Source organism: Kitasatospora sp. NPDC040550 (genome assembly GCF_055594965.1).
In genome coordinates, this window is the sequence record NZ_JBVIWC010000041.1 from 47,655 (window position 1) to 62,986 (window position 15,332).

Consider the following 15,332-nt stretch of genomic DNA (forward strand, 5'->3'; position numbering starts at 1 on the left):
GCCTCAGCTCACCCGCACGACCGCGACCGAGTCCGCCCCCAGCCGCACCGCCTCCCGGCCCGGCACCGTCTCCCGGTCCAGCACCGTCTCCCCGTCCAGCGCCGCCGCGCCGAAGGCCGCCACCAGCTCCCGCCCGGTCCCGCCCAGTGGCAGCAGGGCCTCGGCCGGGCCCAGGTTGACCGCGATCCGGTACGGCCCCCGGTGCAGCACCAGCCAGCCCGCCGCCTCGTCGTGGTCGACCCGCACCGCGCCGAGGTCCGGGTCGGCGAGCTCCGGCCGGGCGCGCCGCAGTGCGATCAACGTCCGGTGCCAGTCGAGGAGTTCGGCGTGCGGGCCGCGCCGGGGCTCGGTCCAGTCGAGCACCGACCGCAGCACGGTGGCCGGCTCCTGCGGGTCCGGGACGGACTCGGCGGCCCAGCCGTGCTCGGCGAACTCCCGCCGCCGGCCCTGCCGGACGGCCTCCGCCAGAGCCGGGTCGGTGTGGTCGGTGAAGTACTGCCAGGGGGTGGCGGCGCCCCACTCCTCGCCCATGAACAGCATCGGGGTGAACGGCGAGGTGAGCACCAGCGCGGCGCCGCAGGCCAGTCGGCCGGGGGTGAGCGAGGTGGAGATCCGGTCGCCGAGCGCCCGGTTGCCGACCTGGTCGTGGGTCTGGAGGTAGCCGAGCAGCCGGTGGCCCGCCGCACCGGCCCCGAACGGGCGGCCGTGGCTGCGTCCCCGGAAGGAGGACCAGGTGCCGTCGTGGAAGAAGCCGCGGCGCAGCGTCTTGGCCAGGGCGGTGAGCGGCGCGGTCGCGAAGTCCGCGTAGTAGCCCTGGGATTCGCCGGTCAGCGCGCAGTGCAGGGCGTGGTGGAAGTCGTCGTTCCACTGGGCGGTGAGGCCCTGGCCGCCGGCCTCGCGGGCGGCGGTGGTGCGCGGGGTGTTGAGGTCGGACTCGGCGACCAGGAACAGCGGGCGGTTCGACGAGGTCGCCAACTTCTCGACCTCCCGGGAGAGTTCCTCCAGGAAGTGGACGGCCCGGTCGTCGACGAGGGCGTGCACCGCGTCCAGCCGCAGGCCGTCGATCCGGTAGTCGCGCAGCCAGGCGAGCGCGCTGCCGACCAGGTAGGCGCGCACCTCGTCCGAGCCGGGTGCGTCCAGGTTGACCGCCGAGCCCCACGGGGTGTGGTGCCGGTCGGTGAAGTACGGGCCGTACGCGGGAAGGTGGTTGCCGGACGGGCCGAGGTGGTTGTGCACCACGTCGAGCACCACCCCGAGGCCCTTGCGGTGCGCGGCGTCCACGAAGCGCTTGAGTCCCTCCGGGCCGCCGTAGGGCTCGTGCACGGCCCAGGGCGCGACGCCGTCGTAGCCCCAGCCGTGCCGGCCGGGGAACGGGCAGACCGGCATCAGCTCGACGAAGTCCACGCCCAACTCGACCAGGTGGTCCAGGTGGTCGGCGGCCGCGTCGAAGGTGCCGCGGGCGGTGAAGGTGCCGACGTGCAGCTCGTAGAGCACCGCGCCCGGCAGGGCCCGGCCGCGCCAGTCGGTGTGCGACCAGCGGAAGGCGGCGTGGTCGACCGCCCGGCTGGGGCCGTCGGGGCCGTACGGCTGGCGGGGCGAGCGCGGGTCGGGCAGCGGTGGTCCGCCGTCGAGGCGGAAGGCGTAGTCGCCCGCCGGGGCCTCGCCGCTCCACCAGCCGTCCCGCTCCGGGCAGCGCGCCAACGCGTGGGCGCTGCCGTCCACTTCGACGTCGACCCGGCGGGTCGCGTTCGGCGCCCAGACCTCGTAGCGCGACTTCATCGGCCCCTCCTCGTCAGCAGCGCCACCGGGTACGTCGCCAGCAGTTCCGCCACCGGCACCGGACCGGTGGGGAAGTCGCGCAGCGACAGCTGGTCGGTCCACGGCCCGCCGGGCGGCAGCTCCAGCACGGCGTCGCGCCAGCCGCCCGCCCGCGCCAGCCCGTACGGCAGCCGGGTGACGGCGGTGACCACGTCCGCGCCGCGGGCGAAGGCGAGCAGGTGCTCGGGGGCGGCCAGCGGCCGGTAGGCGCCGAGCGGGCCGGAGCGGCGCAGGTGCAGCGCGGTGGCGGTCAGGTGCAGTTTCTCCCGGGCGAGGTCGCCGGGGCGCGGGGCGGCCGCGTCGGTGAGCCGCACGGCGAGCGCGCCGAGGTCCACCACGCCCCGGTTGTCCGGGTCGACCAGCGTGTACAGCGGCTCCTCACTGCCCTGGAAGAGGTCCGGCACGCCGGGGACGGTCAGGTGCAGCAGGGCGGCGGCCAGGGTGTTGGCGCGGGCGTACGGGGCGAGCGCCCGCACCTGGCCCTCGATCCGGGCGAGCAGTCCGGCGTCGCCGTGGACGGCGCGGGCCCGCTGCTCCAGGGCCTGCTCGTAGCCGGTGTCCGGGCTGGTCCAGGAGGTGTGCAGCTTGGCCTCGCGGACGGCCTTGAGCAGGGCGGCGACCAGCCGGTCGGGGGTGATCGGCCAGGCGGCGACCAGGGTGTGCCAGAGCAGCCAGTCGGCGTCCCGGTCGAGCCCGGGGGCGGCGGGCCCGGCGGCGGCGGACCAGGCGGTGGCCTCGGCGGCCCAGGCCTGCGGCTGCTCGGCGAGGACGGCGAGGCGGGCCCGGGCGTCGGCGCTGCGCTTGGTGTCGTGGGTGGAGAGCGCCGTCATGCTGTGCGGCCAGCTGCGCTCCAGGTACCGGCACCAGTCGTGGAAGGCGGCCGGGGACAGTCCGGGCCGGGCGGGCTCGCCGCCGACCTCGTTGAGGCCGGGCAGCGCGTTCCAGCGGTAGAAGGCGGTGTCCTCGACGCCCTTGGCGGCCACGGCGGCCGCGGTCTGGGCGAAGCGCACGCAGAACTCGTCCTTGGACTCGCTGCGGCCCAGCCGGCCGAGGGCGAGGGCGGCGACCAGGCGCGCGGTCGGGTCGGCGGCGTCGTCCACCGGCAGCCCGGGGTCGTCGACGGGCTCGCCGGGCCGGGCGTACGGCCGGTACACGGGGTAGTCGGTGAGCAGTCGGCGCAGCGCCGCGCGCAGCTGCCAGGGCGCGTGGTCAGCGTGCGCGGGTTCGGCGGCGCCGATCCGCAGGGCGATCCGGACCAGCCGCTCGACCTCGGCGGTCAGCTCGCCGCCGGGCCCGGTCATCTCGGCCCGGCCGCGGCGGGCGGCGGCGAGCGCCGGGTGCGGGCCCTGGCCGGGGAAGTCCGCCGGCCCGCCGTGCGGGCCCGCCCCGTCGTGCGGGTTCGCCCCGTCGTGCGGGACCGGCCCGTCGTGCAGGAAGGTCTCGTACGCCTCGGCGAGCCGGCGGGCGCCCGCGGGGTCGGTGAGCACGCCGTCGATGCGGCGCAGCGCGTCGTAGCCGGTGGTGCCGGCCACCGGCCAGTCCGCGGGCAGCCGCTCCTCGCCGGTGAGGATCTTCTCGACCACGACGTAGGCGCCGCCGGTGGCGTCGGCCAGGCGGCGCAGGTAGCCGCGCGGGTCGGCGAGCCCGTCGGGGTGGTCGATCCGGAAGCCGTCCAGGACGCCGTCGGCGTGCAGCCGCAGCAGTACGGCGTGGGTGGCGGCGAAGACCTCCGGGTCCTCGGCCCGGACGGCGATCAGCTCGTTGACGGTGAAGAAGCGCCGGTAGTTGAGCTCGGTGCGGGCCAGCCGCCACCAGGCGAGCCGGTACCACTGCCGGCCCAGCAGCTCCGGGAGCGGGAGCCGTTCGGTGCCGGGGCGCAGCGGCAGTTCGTGCCGGTGGTAGCGCAGCACCTCGCCGTCGACCACCAGCTGGTCGAGGACGGCGCCGAGCCGGTCGCCGAGCAGCGGCAGCAGCACCCGGCCGCGCTCCGGGGCGTCGGCGGGGCCGGGCTGGGCGGTCCAGTCGATGTCGAACCAGCGGGCGTACGGCGAGTCGGGGCCGTCCCGGAGCACCTGCCGGAGCGGCTCGTTGAGCCCTTCGGGGACGGGTACGGCCATGTGGTTGGGCACCACGTCGGCGAGCAGCCGCAGGCCGTGCCGGTGGGCCTCGGCGGCCAGGGCGCGCAGCGCGCCCTCGCCGCCGAGCTGTTCGCTGATCCGGGTGTGGTCGACGGTGTCGTAGCCGTGGGTGGAGCCGGGGGAGGCCTCCAGCAGCGGGGACAGGTGCAGGTGGGAGACGCCGAGGGCGGCCAGGTAGGGGACGGCGGCGGTGGCGTCGCGGAGGGTGAAGCCGGGCTGGAGCTGGAGGCGGTACGAGGCGGTGGGGGCGGTGGTGGGAGGGGTAGCGGCCGGGCGGGGCTGCGCGGGCTCGGCGGCGGAGGTCATAGCTCCATAGGTACCCGGCCGGGCCCGCCGCCAAGACCCGGTACTGACCCGAACAGGTGAGCGCAAGATCCCCATGAGATCCCGGCGGGGTCCGTGCGAGGCCTCCGCGGGGTCCCCGCGCGAGCTCCCTAGGCCGGCCGCTGCAGCACCATCAGCGAGCGGTCGGTGAGCCACAGGGCGTCGCCGGCCTTGACCCGGGCCCCGGCCCCGGGGGCGGGCAGCCGGGGCTGCGCGGTGTCGACCACGACCTGCCACTCCTGCCCGTGGCCGGCGGGGACGGTGAACTCCAGCGGCTCGAAGTGGGCGTTGAACATCAGCAGGAAGGAGTCGTCGACGATCCGCCCGCCGCGCCGGTCCGGTTCGGAGATGGCGTAGCCGTTGAGGAAGACGGTCAGCGACTTGGCGTAGCTGGCACCCCAGTTGCGCTTGGTCATCTCCTCCCCGGCGGGGGTGAACCAGGCGATGTCGGTGAGGTCGTCGTAGCCGTCCGGGGCGGGGGCGACCGCGCCGTGCCGGCCGGAGACCGGCCGCCCGTGGAAGAACCGGCGCCGCCGGAACACCGGGTGGTCGCGGCGCAGCCAGATCATCCCCTGGGTGAACTCCAGCAGCCGGGCGGCCGGGCCGTCGCCCTCGGGCCAGTGCACCCAGGCGAGCTCGTTGTCCTGGCAGTAGGCGTTGTTGTTGCCCTCCTGGGTGCGGCCGAGCTCGTCCCCGTGGGAGAGCATCGGGGTGCCCTGGGAGAGCATCAGGGTGGCGATGAAGTTGCGCTGCTGGCGCGCCCGCAGTTCCTCGACGGCCGGGTCGCTGCTGGGGCCCTCGGCGCCGCAGTTCCAGGACCGGTTGAAGGACTCGCCGTCCCGGTTGTCCTCGCCGTTGGCCTCGTTGTGCTTGTCGTTGTAGGAGACCAGGTCGCGCAGGGTGAAGCCGTCGTGGCAGGTGACGAAGTTGATGGAGGCGATCGGGCGGCGGCCGTCGTCCTGGTAGAGGTCGGAGGAGCCGGTGAGCCGGGAGCCGAACTCGGCCAGGGTGGCGTTCTCGCCGCGCCACAGGTCGCGCACGGTGTCCCGGTACATGCCGTTCCACTCCGTCCACAGCGGCGGGAAGTTGCCGACCTGGTAGCCGCCCTCGCCGAGGTCCCAGGGCTCGGCGATCAGCTTGGCCTGGGAGACCACCGGGTCCTGCTGGACCAGGTCGAAGAACGAGGACAGCCGGTCGACCTCGTGGAACTGCCGGGCCAGGGTGGCGGCGAGGTCGAAGCGGAAGCCGTCCACGTGCATCTCGGTGACCCAGTAGCGCAGCGAGTCCATGATCAGCTGGAGCACATGCGGGCTGCGCATCAGCAGGCTGTTGCCGGTGCCGGTGGTGTCCTCGTAGAAGCGCTGGTCCTGGGCGAGGCGGTAGTAGGAGACGTTGTCCAGGCCGCGCAGCGACAGCGTCGGCCCGAGGTGGTTGCCCTCGGCGGTGTGGTTGTAGACGACGTCCAGGATCACCTCGATCCCGGCCGCGTGCAGCGCCTTGACCATCGACTTGAACTCCTGCACCTGCTGGCCGCGGTCGCCGGTGGAGGAGTAGGAGGAGTGCGGGGCGAAGAAGCCGATGGTGTTGTAGCCCCAGTAGTTGGCCAGTCCGAGGTCGCGCAGCCGGTGGTCGCGGACGAACTGGTGCACCGGCATCAGCTCGATCGCGGTGACGCCGAGCTTGGCCAGGTGCTCGATCACCGCCGGGTGGGCCAGGCCGGCGTAGCTGCCGCGGATCTCCTCGGGGATGCCGGGGTGCAGCCGGGTGAGGCCCTTGACGTGGGCCTCGTAGATGACGGTGCGGTGGTAGTCGGTGCGCGGCGGGTGGTCGGTGCCCCAGTCGAAGTACGGGTTGATGACCACCGAGTGCATGGTGTGCGGGGCGGAGTCGAGGTCGTTGCGGCGCTCGGGCGCGCCGAAGTGGTAGCCGTAGACGGACTCGTCCCAGTCGATGTGGCCGCTCATCGCCTTGGCGTACGGGTCCAGGAGCAGTTTGGCGCTGTTGTGCCGCTGGCCCAGGCCCGGGTTGTACGGGCCGTGCACCCGGAAGCCGTAGCGCTGGCCGGGCTGGACGCCCGGGAGGTAGGCGTGCCGGACGAAGGCGTCCGTCTCGCGCAGTTCGACGGCGGTCTCCGAGCCGTCCTCGTCGATCAGGCACAGCTCGATCCGGTCGGCACTCTCCGAGAACACCGCGAAGTTGGTGCCGGCCCCGTCGTAGGTGGCGCCGAGGGGGTAGGGCTTGCCGGGCCAGACCTGCATGAGTCCTCAACTTCCTTGTGACTTACGGAAACTGATGTGTAGTCCGACGCGTGTTCCGGCCGGGCGGCCGGCCCGGACGCTCTCTTCCCGGCCGGGCGGCCGGGCATGTGCGGCCCTGGGGTCCGTGACGCACGGCACAGCCCGCACACTCCCCGAGATACTCCCCGAGCCCTTCCCCGGCGGCCGGGAGGTACCGCCGGGGTTAGTCCGAACGGGTGTCCGGCGAGCATTCGTGTGAAGACTGGTGCCTCCGGTGCGGGAGATGCGCCGGAGGCCCCTGGCCGATCCGGCTGCGGGCGGCTCGCGGCGGGCAGTACCCTTGATCGTCCGGCCGCTCCGGCCGACCGGTGCTTGTCAACGGCCCGTCAACGGCCCCCGCGCCCGCGGGGGTCAGCCGCAGATGAGGTGGCGCATGGTGTTCCCTGCTGGCGGCCGCGGCTCCGGGCCCGACGGCCCCGACCGGGGCGGCGCCCGCAGCGAGGCGCCCACGGTCGTCATGCGGCCCACCATGACCGGCCGCGCCCTCGTCCCCGCCCAGGGCGGCCCGGTCGAGGTCCCCGCGCTCGCCTGGTCGGCCGCCGAGTGGGAGGAGTCCTACCAGCGGGTCCGGCTCTCCGGGCGCGCCTACGTCTGGCTCAATCTGGTCGAACAGCGGCTGCGCGCCCTGGTCGACGAGGTGCTGCACCCCATCTACGCCCCCGCCCACGGCGAGGACTGGGTCACCGCCGCGGCCGGCCCGGCCGGCGAGGAGTGGGCCCACCGGGCCGGCGCCGTGCGCGAGGTCAGCCGCCGCAAGGGCTACCTCCTCGACCCGGCCGACGACGACCCGCTGGTCTTCCTCACCCTGCCCCAGCTGCGCGAGCTGATGGTCCAGCACTGGCCCTGCTTCGAGCCCTACCTCGCCGACCGGCGCGAGATCGAACTCGCCCTGGACGAACTGGAAGTGGCCCGGCACGTGGTCTCCCGCAACCGGGTGCTCACCCAGACCGTGCTGGCCCAGACCGAGCGCGCCGCCGCCCGGCTGCTCGCCGTCCTCGACGGCGGCGCGGGCGGGGTGCCCGCCGACGTGGTGGAGTCCCTGGTCGCCGGACGCTACGCCGACGTGGTCGCCGTGCACGCCGACCGGGTCCGGCTGCAGCGCGACCTCCCGGTCGAGGACCTGCTCGACGGCGCCCGGCGGCTGGACGCGCTCGGCATCGGCCTCGGCATGCTCTGCCAGAACTACACCGGCAAGCGCCTGGTCCGCCTGGCCGGCGAGGGCTGCCGGGTGCGGCTGCTGTTCCTCAACCCGGCGAGCAGCGCCACCCGCCGCCGGGAACGCGAACTCGGCCTCTCCCGGGGCGAGTTGTCCCGCTCCATCGAGATGAACATCATGCACGTGCGGCGGGTCCGGGCCCGGCTGCGGGACCAGGGCGGCTTCGAGATCAGGGTCTTCGACGAGACCCCGCGATTCACCGCCTACCTGGTCGAGGGCCCCCGCCCCACCGGCCCGGTGGCCGGCCGCCGGGCCGGCCGCGACCTCGGCGTCATCCAGCCCTACCTGCGCCGCTCACGCGGCATGGAGTCCCCGGCGCTGATCCTGCGCGGCGGCGCCGGCCAGCAGCCCGGCGGCACCGAGCCGGGGCTGCTGGAGGTCTACCGCGAGGAGTTCGAGGGGGTCTGGGCGGACGCCCGGAACGTCTCCTGAGACAACCACTGGTCGCCGGCGCCGCGGGGGTGCCACACTGCGCGCCGTGAACAGCCTCCCCACCTGGACCCTGGAACCCGCCGGGCCCAAGGACCTCGACCCGATCAGCGACCTCAAGGACCAGGTCATGCGCGCCGACCTGGAACGCCTCGGCCGCTGGGACCCGGACCGCTCCCGCCGCAGGGTCCGGGACTCCTTCTCCACCCGGTACACCTCGGTCCTGCTGGTCGACGGCGCCTTCGGCGGCTCCGTCACCATCCGCCCCGACGGGCACGGCGGGCGCCGGCTGGAGATGTTCTACCTGGCCCCCCACCTCCAGGGCCGCGGCCTCGGCACCGCCGTCCTGCGCCACCTCCTCGCCGAGGCCGACGCCGCCGGCGAGCCCGTGCACCTGACCGTCCTCCGGGGCAGCGCCGCCCAGCGGCTGTACGAACGACACGGCTTCGAGGTCGTGGACGAGGACCCGATCGACGTCACCATGCACCGGGAGCCGGCCCGGCGACCTGCGGCGGAGCCGAGGCCCGTCGGCTGACCGGGCTCCTCACGTACAGTAACGATTCTCCCAAATGGCCTGGTCGGCGTGGTCGTGCCCATGGTAGGTGTAGGCCCCGTGAAGATCACGGGGGATGACGGGGCCGTACTGCGCCTCGAAGACGTACACCGCACCTACGGCACCGGCCCGGAGGCCGTACGGGCACTCAGGGGGGTGGACGTCGGCTTCGACTGCGGCACGTTCACCGCCGTCATGGGGCCCTCCGGCTCCGGCAAGAGCACCCTGCTGCAGTGCGGCGCCGGCCTCGACCGGCCCGACCGCGGCCGGGTCGTCCTGGACGGCACTGACCTCGCCGGGCTGACCGAGACCCAGCTGACCGTCCTGCGCCGACAGCAGCTCGGCTTCGTCTTCCAGGCGTTCAACCTGGTCGGCTCGCTCACCGCCGAACAGAACGTCGGCCTGCCGCTGCGCCTGGCCGGACGCCGCCCCGACCGCGCCGAGGTCCACCGCGCGCTCGCCCAGGTCGGCCTCGGCGAGCGGGCCGGCCACCTGCCCTCCCAGCTCTCCGGCGGCCAGCAGCAGCGCGTCGCCATCGCCCGCGCCCTGATCACCAGGCCCCGGATGCTGTTCGCCGACGAGCCCACCGGCGCCCTCGACAGCTCCAGCAGCCGCGACGTGCTCGCCCTGCTGCGCGACCTGGTCGACCGCGAGGGCCAGAGCACCGTCATGGTCACCCACGACCCGGTCGCCGCCGCCCACGCCGACCGGGTGCTCTTCCTCGCCGACGGCCGGATCGTCGACGACCTGCCCCGCCCCACCGCCCAGCAGGTCGCCGAGCGGATGACCGCCCTGGAGACGGCGGGGACGGCGGCATGACCTCGCTCGGGACCCTGCTGCCCGTCGCCGCCGCGAGCCTGCGCCGCCGCAAGGCCGCCTTCGCCGGCTCGTACGTCGCCCTCACCCTCGGCGTCACCCTGGTCGCCACCACCGGCAGCCTGCTGGGCGACACCGCCGGGGACGACTCCCCGCTCGGCGCGCCCTCGCTGCACAAGGTGCTCCAGTTCACCTCCGCGATGGCCGCCTTCGTCGCCGTCTTCGTGGTCGCCGGCACCTTCGCCTTCGCCGTCGCCCAGCGCCGCCAGGAGATCGCGATGCTGCGCGCCGTCGGCGCCACGCCCCGCCAGATCGTCCAGCTGATCACCGGCGAGGCCGCCGTCGTCGCCCTCGTCTCCGCCGTCAGCGGCTGCCTGCTCGCACTGCCCGGCGCGCCCGCCCTCGCCTCCTGGCTGGTCGCCCGCGGCGCCGCCCCCGAGGGCTTCACCGCCCGGCCCGCCGTCGGACCGATGCTGCTGGCCGCCGCCGTCGGCCTGGCGGTCGCGCTGCTCGGCGCCGTCACCGCCGCCGTCCGCGCCGGGCGGGTGCGCGCCGTCGAGGCGCTCGGCGACGCCGCCGTCGACCGCAAGGTGATGACCGGGCCGCGCTGGGCCTTCGCCCTGCTGGGGCTGATCGGCCTGGTCGGCACCGTCGGCTTCTACCTGGCGGCATCCAGCATGCCGCCCGCCCCCGGCGACCAGCCGGACGACCCCCAGCTCGCCTCCCAGTGGGTGATGGGCGCCGACCTGGCCACCATCACCACCCTCGCCCTGTTCGCGCCCGTCGTGGTCCCGCCGCTGGTCCGGCTGCTCAGCGCCCCGCTCGCCCGGCTCACCGCCGCCGCCCCGCTGCTCGCCCGGCAGAACGCGCTCACCGCGGTGCGCCGCACCGTCTCCACCGCCACCCCGGCCTTCCTCACCATCGCGCTCACCGGCACCATGGTCGGCTCCACCGCGGCCTTCGCCGAGGCCATGACCGCCCAGGGCCGGGCCACCGCCGCCGCCCGCTACGTGCTGCGCCCCGGCGCCGCCCCGCTGCCCGCCGACGCCGCCCAGCGGCTCACCGCCGGGCGGCCGGGCCTGCACGCCACCGCGACGACCTCCACCGTGGTGACGGGCCTCGGCGCCGAGCGGCCCGCCTTCGACGACCACGGCGAGGACTCGCCCGCCAGCGCGCCGTCCGCCGCCACCGTGGTGGGCGGCGACCTCGCCACCGCCTGGTCCCTGCCCGCCGTCGAGGGCACCGCCGCCGACCTGCACGGCGCCACCCTCGCCGCCTCCACCGACCAGGCCCGCGGCCACGGCTGGAAGCTCGGCGACCAGGTCAACCTGCGCCTCGCCGACGGCACCGTCACCGGCCTGCGGCTCGCCCTGGTCTACCGCACCCAGCTCGGCCTGGACGAGGTCCTGCTCAGCGGCGACGCCGTCGCCGGCCACCTGGACGGCGCCCGCCCCGGCGCCGTCCACCTCAGCGCCGAACCCGCCGACCGGCTCGGCGGCGTCCTCACCGACGCCCGCGACCCCGGCCCCGACCCGAACGCCCACTACGCCTGGATCGCCACCACCACCATCCTCGGCCCCGCCCTGCTCTACGCGCTGATCGCCATCGTCAACACCATGGTGATGAGCGCCGCGGACCGCCGCCGCGACTTCACCGTGCTGCGGCTGGCCGGGACGGTGCGCCGCCAGGTGCTGCAGATGGTCGCCCTGGAGGCCGCCCTGGTGGTGGCCACCGCCGCGGTGCTCGCCCTCGCCGTCACCGCGCTCACCCAGTACGGCACCACGGCCCTGCTCAACCACCGCGTCCTGGCCGGGCAGGCGAGCGTCGCCCTGCGGCTGCCCTGGCTGCCGCTGGCCGGCGGCGCGGCGCTCTGCCTGGTGCTCGCCGTGGCCTCCAGCGTGCTGTCCGGCCGGTTCGCGCTGGCCGGCCGGGCGGCGGCCCGGTAGGCCGGACGGCTGGTGACCCACCGGTAGTCATTCGATAGGACTATTCGGCCCCGGCGTGCTCGCCAGCACGCCGGGGCCGAGCGCCCGTAGCGTCCGGTTCCATGATCGACAGCCCGCACCCGACCGGCTCCGAACACCCCCGCGCCACCCGCCGCGGCCTCCTGCGCACCGCCCTCGGCGCCTCCACCGCCCTCGCCGCCCTGCCCGCCCTCCCGGCCACCGCGGCCCCCCGCACGCCCAGCGGACAGATCGGCTTCCACGGCGTCCACCAGGCCGGCATCCTCAACCCGCCCCCCGGCTACGGCACCTTCCTCGCCCTCGACGTCACCGCCCGCGACCGCGCCGCCCTGGAAACCCTGCTGCGCACCCTCACCGGCCGCAGCCGCTTCCTCACCGCCGGCGGCACCCCGCCCGACCCCGGCCCCGACACCGCCCCCGCCGACAGCGGCACCCTCGGCCCCGTCCTGCCCGCCGACGACCTCACCGTCACCCTCTCCGTCGGCGCCTCGCTCTTCGACACCCGCTACGGCCTCACCGACCGCCGCCCCCGCCGCCTCACCGCCATGCCCGCCTTCCCGGTCGACGCCCTGCGCCCCGCCGACTGCCACGGCGACCTCTGCCTCCAGATCTGCGCCGAGAACCGCGACACCGTCCAGCACACCGTCCGTGACCTGCTGCGCGCCACCAGGGGCCTGGCCAGGCCGCGCTGGCAGCTCGACGGCTTCCAGAACCCCGCCCGCCCCACGGGCGCCGCCCGCAACCTGCTCGGCTTCAAGGACGGCATCGAGAACCCCGACACCGGCTCCGCCCGGCAGATGGACGAACTCGTCTGGGTCGGCGAGGACGGCGACGAACCCCGCTGGGCCGTCGGCGGCAGCTACCAGGTCGTCCGCGCCATCCGCACCCTGACCACGAGCTGGGACGAAGTGCCGCTGCACCGGCAGGAACGCCTGATCGGCCGCCGCAAGGGCGACGGCGCCCCGCTCGGCGCCACCGGCGAGACCGACACCCCCGACTACGGCCACGACCCCGACGGCGCCGTCATCCCCCTCGACTCCCACATCCGCCTCGCCAACCCCCGCACCGACGCCACCCGCGCCAGCCGCATCCTGCGCCGCGCCTTCAACTTCGACCGCGGCCTCGACGCCGACGGCACACCCGACCTCGGCCTCGCCTTCTGCTGCTACCAGCAGGACGTCAAGCGCCAGTTCGAAGCCGTCCAGACCCGCCTCGACAGCGAACCCCTCGCCCAGCACCTCAGCCCCACCGGCGGCGGCTACTTCTACGTCCTCCCCGGCGCCCGCGACACCACCGACTGGCTCGGCCGCACCCTCCTCGCCCCCTGACCCGGGCGGCCGTCCAACCGGCCGGCGGGCCAGCGGAGTTGGACCCTCCGCCGGCACCCGCGGCCGGCCGCCCGGCGCCCCGCCCCGCCCCCCGGAAGCCCCTCGGAAGCCCCCGGAACCGACCCGGAACCGACCCGGACACCCACGGCCGACCGCCCGGCCCGGCCGCCCTGCCGGTCGGGTTGTCGGTGGGGCGGGTGATGATAGGGGCTGTTTCGCCGGAGGACGGAAGGACACACCTGATGAGCTGGTGGCAGCAGCCACTGGTCGGCTTCGACCTGGAGACCACGGGCACCGACCCGGCCGTGGACCGCATCGTCACGGCCGCGCTCGTGGACACCGTCGGCCCCGTCCGGGTGGACGCCGCCAACTGGCTGCTCGATCCCGGGGTGCCGATCCCCGCCGAGGCGGAGGCCATCCACGGCATCGGCGACGCCCTGGCGCGCAGCAGGGGGCGGCAGGCCAAGGAGGCGGTCGAGGAGATAGCCGCGGCGCTCTGCGCGCGGATCGCGGACGGGCGGCCCGTGGTGGCCTTCAACGCCCCGTTCGACCTGTCCCTGCTCGACGCCGAGCTGCTCCGCCACGGGCTGCCCACGCTCGCCGAGCGCCTCGGCGCCCCGGTCGGTCCGGTGCTGGACGCACTGGTCATCGACCGGGCCGTCGACAAGTACCGCAAGGGCTCGCGCACCCTCCAACGGGTCTGCGAGGTGTACGGAGTGGAGCTGACGGACGCCCACGAGGCGGGCAGCGACGCGCTGGCCGCCGTCCGGGTCGCCGTCGCCCTGGCCGGGCGCTACCCGGCCGAGGTGGGGGAGGTGGCCCCGGCCGAACTGCACCGGCGCCAGGTCGACTGGTACCGGGACTGGGCCGAGGGCCTCCAGGCCTGGCTGCGCCGCGGCAAGGACCCGCTCGCCGTGGTGGACCCGCGCTGGCCGTCCCGGCCCTCCGGATGACCGGACCGGCCGAGCCCGTACGCCCGGGCCACCCCGGCGACCCCGTACGTCCCGGCCACCCCGTGCGTCCCGCCCACCCGGCCCACCCCGTGCGCCCGGCGGGCCCGGCGGACCTGCCCGGCTTCCTGGCGCTCGCCGCCGAGGTCGAGCACTGGTTCGGCCCGATGGTGGCCGAGCCCGGCTTCCACCGCGCGGTCGAGAGGGCCGTCGCCCGGGGCACAGCGACCGTCGCCGAGTCCACCGGGGCACTGCTCGGCGGCCTGCTGTTCGGCCCCGCGCAGGACGGGCCGCACCACCTGCACTGGCTGGTGGTCGCCGGCCGCGCCCGGGGCACCGGCGTCGGCCGGGCGCTGGTCGAGGACGCGCTGCGCCGCCACGTCCGCGCCCCGGCCACCGTCGAGGTGGTCACCTTCGGCCCGGACCACCCCGGGGCGGTGGCCGGCGGCGCCCGGGTGTTCTACGAGCGGCTCGGCTTCACCCCGGCCGAGGCCGCGGCCCCCGGGCCGGAGGGCGGCTCCCGGCAGGTCTACCGGCTGCGCCTCGACTGAGGCCCCGCCCCGGCCTCAGCCCTGGATGTCCAGCCCCACCGGGTGTGCCGGGTCCACCGGGCAGACGAACACGTGCAGTTCGCCGTGCCGGCCCAGGGACAGGTCCGGGTCCTCGCCGCTCTCCACCGTGAGCAGGAGCGTCATCCGGGCCCCGCAGCGGCAGTCGATCGGGATCAGGTCGGTGCAGTGCCAGGACGGCCAGCCGCCCAGCTTCCAGCCGTCCGCCCGGCCGAGGTCCCGCTCGTACTCCAGGCCCTGTCGCTCGGCGAACTCCGCGACGGCGCGGGCGAGTTCCCCGGGCAGTTCGTCCCGGTCGGGCAGGTCGAGGAGCTGCTCGGGGCGCACCGCGCACGGGCGCGGCAGGTACTGCGGCGCGCTGTGGCGGGGCGGCGGGGGAGCGGCCGGGGCGAGGTCGGCGGCGCGCTGCCAGTGGAGTTCGACGGCGGGGCCGTAGTAGTGGCGCTCGCCCTGGATGTCGTCGTGGTCGTTGGGGCACCAGAGCACCTGGAGCAGGTCGGTGCCCTGCGGCCGGGGCAGGTGCGGGGCGTCCTCGGCGCGGATCCTGGCGAGCGGGACCAACGCCGTCGCGGCGGCGGGTGGTCCGGGTGCCCTGCGGGGGAGGACGTCCTCCTCCTCGGGGTGGCGCGCGGTGCAGTGCGGCCAGGGCTCGCCGGCCGGCCACTCGGCCGGCCCGCCGATCCGGCTCGCCCCGGGGTCGGCGGGGGCGCCGCCGGGGGCGGCGTACGGGTGCAGCAGGGTGGCGGGCCGCAGGTGGCGGGCCAGGCCGGGGACGGCGGCGAGGAGGGCGGCGGTGTCGGTCACGGCCGCCCACCCTACGGGCCGCGGCCCAACGGCCCTAGTGTCCTGAGTCAGGAATTCGCTTCAGATATCCGGCTAGGCGGTCGAGGATCTCGTCGGCTGTCTTGGTCCAGACGTAGGGCTTCGGGT

Annotated in this window: 11 protein-coding genes; 7 read left to right on the forward strand and 4 right to left on the reverse strand. The window is 75.6% G+C overall.

Annotated elements, in window-relative coordinates:
• Positions 1 to 3 precede the first annotated feature (3 nt).
• From treZ to glgX, 3 genes are all read right to left on the reverse strand, one after another.
• Complete coding sequence (gene treZ, locus ACZ58X_RS37525) at positions 4 to 1,779, reverse strand: malto-oligosyltrehalose trehalohydrolase (RefSeq protein ID WP_470338046.1); 1,776 nt, start codon at positions 1,777 to 1,779, stop codon at positions 4 to 6.
• Entirely contained in the window at positions 1,776 to 4,262 is a 2,487-nt protein-coding gene (locus ACZ58X_RS37530; protein ID WP_470338047.1) for an alpha-amylase family glycosyl hydrolase, read from the reverse strand. The genes treZ and ACZ58X_RS37530 overlap by 4 nt, the downstream gene beginning before the upstream one ends.
• A gap of 128 nt (positions 4,263 to 4,390) precedes the next feature.
• Positions 4,391 to 6,538 (reverse strand): glycogen debranching protein GlgX, encoded by a 2,148-nt coding sequence (gene glgX / locus ACZ58X_RS37535; protein WP_470338048.1) that lies wholly within the window; start codon positions 6,536 to 6,538, stop codon positions 4,391 to 4,393.
• 412 nt (positions 6,539 to 6,950) lie between these two features.
• On the opposite strand from glgX, the gene ACZ58X_RS37540 reads away from it, so the two are divergent.
• From ACZ58X_RS37540 to ACZ58X_RS37570, 7 genes are all read left to right on the forward strand, one after another.
• Entirely contained in the window at positions 6,951 to 8,225 is a 1,275-nt protein-coding gene (locus ACZ58X_RS37540; RefSeq protein WP_470338049.1) for an SAV2148 family HEPN domain-containing protein, read from the forward strand.
• Positions 8,226 to 8,271: 46 nt separating this feature from the next.
• Positions 8,272 to 8,757, forward strand: coding sequence for a GNAT family N-acetyltransferase (locus ACZ58X_RS37545; protein ID WP_470338050.1), 486 nt, complete (start codon positions 8,272 to 8,274; stop codon positions 8,755 to 8,757).
• Between the two features lie 84 nt (positions 8,758 to 8,841).
• Complete coding sequence (locus tag ACZ58X_RS37550; RefSeq protein ID WP_470338059.1) at positions 8,842 to 9,594, forward strand: ABC transporter ATP-binding protein; 753 nt, start codon at positions 8,842 to 8,844, stop codon at positions 9,592 to 9,594.
• Positions 9,591 to 11,537, forward strand: coding sequence for an FtsX-like permease family protein (locus tag ACZ58X_RS37555; protein WP_470338051.1), 1,947 nt, complete (start codon positions 9,591 to 9,593; stop codon positions 11,535 to 11,537). Before ACZ58X_RS37550 ends, ACZ58X_RS37555 begins: the two co-directional genes overlap by 4 nt.
• A 101-nt stretch (positions 11,538 to 11,638) precedes the next feature.
• Positions 11,639 to 12,883: a Dyp-type peroxidase gene (locus ACZ58X_RS37560; RefSeq protein WP_470338052.1), complete on the forward strand. Its 1,245-nt coding sequence runs from the start codon at positions 11,639 to 11,641 to the stop codon at positions 12,881 to 12,883.
• A gap of 242 nt (positions 12,884 to 13,125) precedes the next feature.
• Positions 13,126 to 13,836, forward strand: a complete 711-nt coding sequence (locus ACZ58X_RS37565; protein ID WP_470338053.1) for an exonuclease domain-containing protein — start codon at positions 13,126 to 13,128, stop codon at positions 13,834 to 13,836.
• Between the two features lie 62 nt (positions 13,837 to 13,898).
• Positions 13,899 to 14,384 (forward strand): GNAT family N-acetyltransferase, encoded by a 486-nt coding sequence (locus ACZ58X_RS37570; RefSeq protein WP_470338054.1) that lies wholly within the window; start codon positions 13,899 to 13,901, stop codon positions 14,382 to 14,384.
• 15 nt (positions 14,385 to 14,399) lie between these two features.
• On the opposite strand, the gene ACZ58X_RS37575 is transcribed toward ACZ58X_RS37570, so the two are convergent.
• Positions 14,400 to 15,206 carry a YwqG family protein gene (locus ACZ58X_RS37575; RefSeq protein WP_470338055.1) on the reverse strand — a complete coding sequence of 269 codons (807 nt, stop codon included), beginning with the start codon at positions 15,204 to 15,206 and terminating at the stop codon, positions 14,400 to 14,402.
• Between the last annotated feature and the right edge of the window lie 126 nt (positions 15,207 to 15,332).